We start from the raw sequence: 5,439 nt of genomic DNA, 5'->3' as shown, positions 1-5,439 counted from the left end.
TGACATGGTGCTAGCGGATCAGCCCTGGGCCGAAACTCGCTCGCCCGATCCGGCGTTGGAATTTGCCATTCAGTTCACCTCTGGTACCACTTCGCGTCCCAAGGCGGTGGTGTGGACACATGCCAACGTTATTTGGGGGGCGCAAACCAACGCCCGGCATTTTGGCCTGCGCCACGACGATATCTGCCTGTCGTTTTTGCCGCTGTTTCACAACAACAACCAGTGTTATTCGCTGCTGGGCTCGCTGTGGGTAGGGGGCAGCTATATCTTGCAGCCAAAGTTTTCGCGTCAGCATTTTTGGACGCCGGCGCTGAAATATTCAGCAAGTTGGTGCTCGATGATTCCGTTCTGCGGCAAGGCGCTGATGCATGACCCGGTGCCAGAACATCAGTTTAGGCTGTGGGTGACGGCGGTGAGCGTGCCGTTTTTTGAAGAGCTTTTTAAACTTAAAACCCTTGGTTTGTTTGGTATGACCGAAACCATTTCGCAGGTCACCATCGGCGATACCGATCACCCAAACCCCTTTATGTGTATAGGCCGCGTGTCGCCGGGTTACGACATTGCTATTCGCGACGAAGATGGTAGGCCGACGCCAAAGGGGAAAACCGGACGGCTGTTTGTGAAGGGCGTGCGCGGGGTGAGCTTGTTTAAGGAGTATTTAAAAAATCCCCAGGCGACTGCCGAGGCCTTTGATGAAGAGGGCTGGTTTATCACCGGCGACCGCGCGCGAATGGAGGCCAACGGTGAGCTGTATTTTGCCGACCGGGAAAAAGACATGCTTAAAGTTGGCGGCGAGAACGTGGCCGCGTCAGAAATTGAGGCGGTGATTATGGAAAGCGGTTGGGCCGATGAAGTGGCGGTGGTAGCCCAGAAGCACTATATGCTCGACGAAGTGCCAGTGGCTTTTATTATTCCTAATGCCAATGCTCCGGAGAATCTGAAAGCCGCCGTGATTGATCACTGCCGGGCGAATTTGGCCAGTTTTAAAGTGGTCAGTGATGTTCATGTTGTGGCCGACTTACCGCGCTCTACCTTGGAAAAAGTGGCCAAAAACAAACTGCGTGAGCAGTTAAGCGAAATCTCCGCATAGTGCTCCAAGGGGCTTAAACACGCGCTTTGCCCGCAGAAATGCGGGCCTTTTTGTTTTTGGCCATCAGAAATATTCTTCTATTTTCTTCTCACGCTAGCGCTTAAAGGGCCTTTCGGCCGTTGTTCAGCGAGCCATTCAGGTATTATTGTACATCTGTATATACACATGTATTGACTTGCTTGGGTTGGGGCGTATAGTGGCTTGACTAAACATTGGCCAGTGTCAGTGACCGCGGTCGCCCGCCTCGCATGGTCTTTTCCTGCAGTGGTTGGGCGAAGAGTCTTTATTGAGTAGCGCAGATGAAAACCGGAAAAATTTTGCATGGCAGCGCCCGTTTGGCCTTCGATAGCGTCGATGGCGTCACCAATATTGTTGAGGGCATGTTTCGCAATATTGCCGCCATACCGCCGCCCTTCGGTCCGGCGCCGGAGGGGCCGGCACCGGGTGTAGCCGGTTTGGTGCATAACTTGGTGAGGGGGATTAACGGCGGGCTGCGCACGGCGATCGACTTATCTCTCGCACCGCTGAGTCACTACCTGGATCGCTACTACCCTCCGGGGCCACAGCGGGCTGCAGTTATTGCGGCACTCAATGGCGTGTGCGGTGATCACTTGGCACGCACTGCCAACCCGCTGGCAACCGCAATGAGTTTGCGGGTGTTGCTCGAACCCGAACCCGGCACGGTTGTCGATGCCGCGCCGCGCGCGTTTACGAACTTGTTTGACAGTGTACGAAGCTCGGTAGAGATTTACCCTAGCGACGACGCGCTGTGTGACACGCGCTTTGTCGCCAGTGGCCGGATATTGCTGCTGGCCCACGGCCTGTGTATGAACGACCTGGAATGGACGGCCCGGCAGCATAATCACGGCCATATGTTGGCCGACACCTACGGCTATACGCCAGTATTTGCGCGCTACAACAGCGGTCTTCATGTGTCGGAAAATGGTCGCGAATTTGCCAGTCAGATCAGTGGCCTTATAGAGCGCTGGCCGGTGCCGGTGACGTCGATCAGTATTGTCGGTTTTAGTATGGGAGGGCTATTGGCGCGCAGTGCCCTGCAGCAGGCTGCCAGCGAGCAATTGCCCTGGCTAAGCAAGGTCGACAAGGTGGTCTATGTTGGCACACCCCACCACGGTTCGGCACTGGAGCGCGGCGGCTATTGGTTGCAGCGCTCGGCAACCTTCAGTCCGTATACCGCGCCGCTGGCTGCACTGGGCAAAATTCGCAGCGACGGAATTACCGACCTGCGCCACGGCAACATTTCAGACGCCGACTGGCAGGGCCACGACGAGCATTCTGACAATGGGGATCACCGTCAGTCAGTGCCTTTGTCCTCTGGCATCAGTCACTATGCGATTGCCGCCACGCTGTCTAAGTCGCCGCTGGGCAGTTTGGATAAGCTGCGCAGTGACGGCTTGGTTCACCCCTGCAGTGCCCTGGGTCAACACCGCCTTGCGGCAAAGCAACTGGACTTTGCCGAAGGCCATAGCCAGCTTTTTTATGAGCTAGGCCACCTGTCGATGCTCAGTGATCAGCGTGTGGCGGCGCAGTTGCGCAATTGGTTGGCAGTACCGGTTTAGAGTGTTGTTGCACGCCGTCAAACAGCGTGTCTAGCGAACGCTCTACGACGGTTTGCGGTAGCAGCGGCGGCGTACTGCTGAGATAGGGTTGCAGGCGCTGTAGCCAGGCGATAATTTCCGGAAATTCCAGCACATCGTCGCTGTGGTGGAAGTTCACCATCCACGGTACAGCGAACAGCGGGAAGGCGGAAAAGTCCGGCAGTGATGGTGTATTGCGGCCGCCGAGAAAGGGCCCGCCGTCCAGCTTTTCAACAAATTCTGCAAAGAGTTTGCGCTTGGCCTGGGGCAGGGGGGTGTCGAGGTCGGTCATGGCTAGCATGTGGCGGATAAAGCCCTGTGAGGCAATGATTAGTGGCCACAGTTTGCGCAAAATCCACGGCAGACCACCGTGGGCGGTCTTGTTCATTACGTGGCTGAGAACCCAGGCATTTTCAATGCGCTGGCGATTCCAGCCCTCGCCGGGATAGGCGCGAAAATGCCCGGGGATGAGTCGGTGGCTGATCCATTGGTCTATGTCCAGCAGCCGTTCGCGCTCGGCCCCTGCCTCGGGTAGCAGGCGGGGCTGCTCGGGAAAGCACTCGTCTAGCCACTCGGCGATAGGGGTGGAGTCGGCGCGGCTTTCACCGTTGATGGTCAGTACGGGGATCTGGTGACCCACGGGCAGGTCTTTTTTCAGCCGCAGCGGATTGAGGTAGTGGCATTGGAAGTGCAGCTGCTTGTACAGCAGGCAGCAGTGCACTTTTTCTGCGAAGGGGCTCATTGCATAGGTGTACAGCGTGATGCTGGGGTTTAGTGCCATTGTAACGGAGCTCCTATGCTGGGGATTGGGACAGTAGAGGGCTGCTGGCGTCGAGTAGCTCAACCATCCGCGGGTGCGAAAAGTTTAGGCGTGGCCGCGCGGCGGCCATAAATAAGGGCTGGACGATGTAGCGCGAAAACCACTGGTGGTTGTGGGTGTAAACCCGGTAGTGGAACTCGGTGCGCTGCTCGTCCAGGGCCGTGAAGTTATAGTCCCAGTTGGGCTCTACACCGGGAATATCTGTGCGTATGACAAAGCGTTTACCCGGTTCGAAAATATGCACCCATTCCTCTCGGGTCAGAGTGCCGATCGATAGCGGGCCGGCCATGCTGCGGTAATAGCGTTTACCCAGCCACATGCCGTAGTTTTCGTAGCCACTCTGGGCGATGACCCGGCGACAACCTTTCATCCACACCGAGGCGTTTTCAAAGGTGTGACCCAGATAGTAAAAACACTGGTCGATGGGACGATTGATCGTGAAGCGGTGCTCAAACAAGACGCGTTCCTGGTTCATGATGTCTCCTAGTACTGGTAGTTGATATCCAGACCAATAGTGCGCTGAGGACCCCAGTAAACACCGCGGGAGGTGTGGGGGAAGATCCCGGGCACCGTGGACACTACATACTCTTCGTCGGTGAGATTTTTGCTCCACAAACTGACATCGACACTGCCACCAGCCAGCGCCATTTCGTACAAGCCAACACGGCCATTGAATAGACCATAGCCGTCCATATGCGAGTCGGTCACGTAGTCGACACGGTTGTCCATGTTGGTGTCGTCGGTGTAGTTGTAGCTCATATTGGCGGTGAGCCGGCCCCAGGAAAAGTCCGCGACATCGTAATTAAGGCCCAGGCTCCAACTCAGTTCGGGAGCGGCAAAGAAGGTGTATTGCTCGGTTTGATCTTCGCCGGTATCGGGATTGATTACGCTGACCATTTCCGCGTCGAGCAGGGAGAAGCTGGCAGTGGTGATCAACTTGCGGGTCACGACAAACATAATGTCGGTTTCGATGCCGCGCATCCTCGATACCCCGGCATTTAACACTCGCGTGTCGGTCACTGCGCCGGGGAGTTTGAAGTTCATTTGACGATTGCTGAAATCGCTGTCGAACAAATTCACGTTAAGGCGCAGGCGGCGGTCCAGTAGTTCGCTTTTTATACCCACTTCCAAGGATTCGACTTTTTCTTCTTCAAAGCCCTCGGCGAAGCGTGCTGGGTCGGGTTCGCGGGTGTTGTAACCGCCACTTTTATAGGCCTCGGCAAACTTCACATAGGCGTTGACGTTGTCACTGAGTTCGGCACTCAACACCAGGGTGAATGAGTCATCGCTGAATTTTTTCGCTGCGCTGACTTGAAAGTTAGAGCCGGCTTCTTCCAGCAGTAATGGCGCGGTAGCGATACTCTCGCCACTGACTTTGTCGATGGTTTCGTTTTCCAGATAGATGCGCAGGTCGCGGTAGCGATCCACCGTGCGGCGGTCTTCGGAGTGGCGGGCACCCAAGATAATGCTTAGACGGTCATCCCAAAAGGGCAGGGTGTAGTCCAGTTGGGTAAAAATAGCACTGGCCTTGTTGTTTACCGTAAACCGGCTGTCCTCTGCCATTAACACCGAGGTGATATTAGTGAATAGCGGTGTTTCGGTAATATCGATGGGGCCGTTGAGAATATGGTGCAGGGGGTGGTGTTCCTTGCCGTTTTCTTCGAAGTAATACAGACCGGCGATGTATTCCAATCGGCCACCAAAGGCGCTGCCCTGCCATTGTAGCTCGTGCGAGATCTGGTCTTGGTCGAGCGGCTGGGGTGTAGTGGGGAGAAACAAACTGCCGTCTTTTGATGTGTAGGCGCTGTAGTCGATACGGTATTCGTCGGAGCTACTGCCTGCCGACAGTACGCCGTTGGTGCGATCGCGCATCTCGCGGTAGCCGGCAATGTATTTAATCAGTTGAGTTTCACCCAGGTTCCAGCCCAGGG

5 protein-coding genes are annotated in these 5,439 nt (G+C 55.8%); 2 read left to right on the top strand and 3 right to left on the bottom strand.

All coding sequences use genetic code 11. The annotated features are described in order from the left end of the window. Positions 1–1,090, top strand: a 1,090-nt coding sequence (locus ABYM29_RS14615; protein WP_372865525.1) for an AMP-binding protein, incomplete at its 5' end; no start/stop codon positions are given. A 299-nt stretch (positions 1,091–1,389) separates the two neighbouring features. After that, a complete protein-coding gene (locus ABYM29_RS14610) occupies positions 1,390–2,670 on the top strand; it encodes a lipase family alpha/beta hydrolase (protein ID WP_372865524.1) in 1,281 nt (426 codons plus the stop codon). On the opposite strand, the gene ABYM29_RS14605 is transcribed toward ABYM29_RS14610, so the two are convergent. From ABYM29_RS14605 to ABYM29_RS14595, 3 genes are all read right to left on the bottom strand, one after another. Beyond that, on the bottom strand, positions 2,615–3,469 hold the full coding sequence (locus tag ABYM29_RS14605; protein WP_372865523.1) for a glutathione S-transferase family protein: 855 nt from the start codon (positions 3,467–3,469) through the stop codon (positions 2,615–2,617). The genes ABYM29_RS14610 and ABYM29_RS14605 overlap by 56 nt on opposite strands. A 13-nt stretch (positions 3,470–3,482) precedes the next feature. Continuing rightward, a complete protein-coding gene (locus tag ABYM29_RS14600) occupies positions 3,483–3,983 on the bottom strand; it encodes an SRPBCC family protein (RefSeq protein WP_372865522.1) in 501 nt (166 codons plus the stop codon). Between the two features lie 8 nt (positions 3,984–3,991). Further along, positions 3,992–5,439, bottom strand: a 1,448-nt coding sequence (locus tag ABYM29_RS14595; RefSeq protein ID WP_372865521.1) for a TonB-dependent receptor, incomplete at its 5' end; no start/stop codon positions are given.

Source organism: Spongiibacter sp., from assembly GCF_041602295.1.
Lineage (GTDB): Bacteria > Pseudomonadota > Gammaproteobacteria > Pseudomonadales > Spongiibacteraceae > Spongiibacter.
Note: the sequence above shows the minus strand (reverse complement) of the source record. Positions and strands in the feature narration are given on the sequence as shown.

Excerpts from the sequence above, each read along its gene's own strand:
- ABYM29_RS14610 (WP_372865524.1), top strand. The coding sequence starts at position 1,390 with ATGAAAACCGGAAAAATTTTGCATGGCAGCGCCCGTTTGGCCTTCGAT.
- ABYM29_RS14605 (WP_372865523.1), bottom strand. The coding sequence starts at position 3,469 with ATGGCACTAAACCCCAGCATCACGCTGTACACCTATGCAATGAGCCCC.
- ABYM29_RS14600 (WP_372865522.1), bottom strand. The coding sequence starts at position 3,983 with ATGAACCAGGAACGCGTCTTGTTTGAGCACCGCTTCACGATCAATCGT.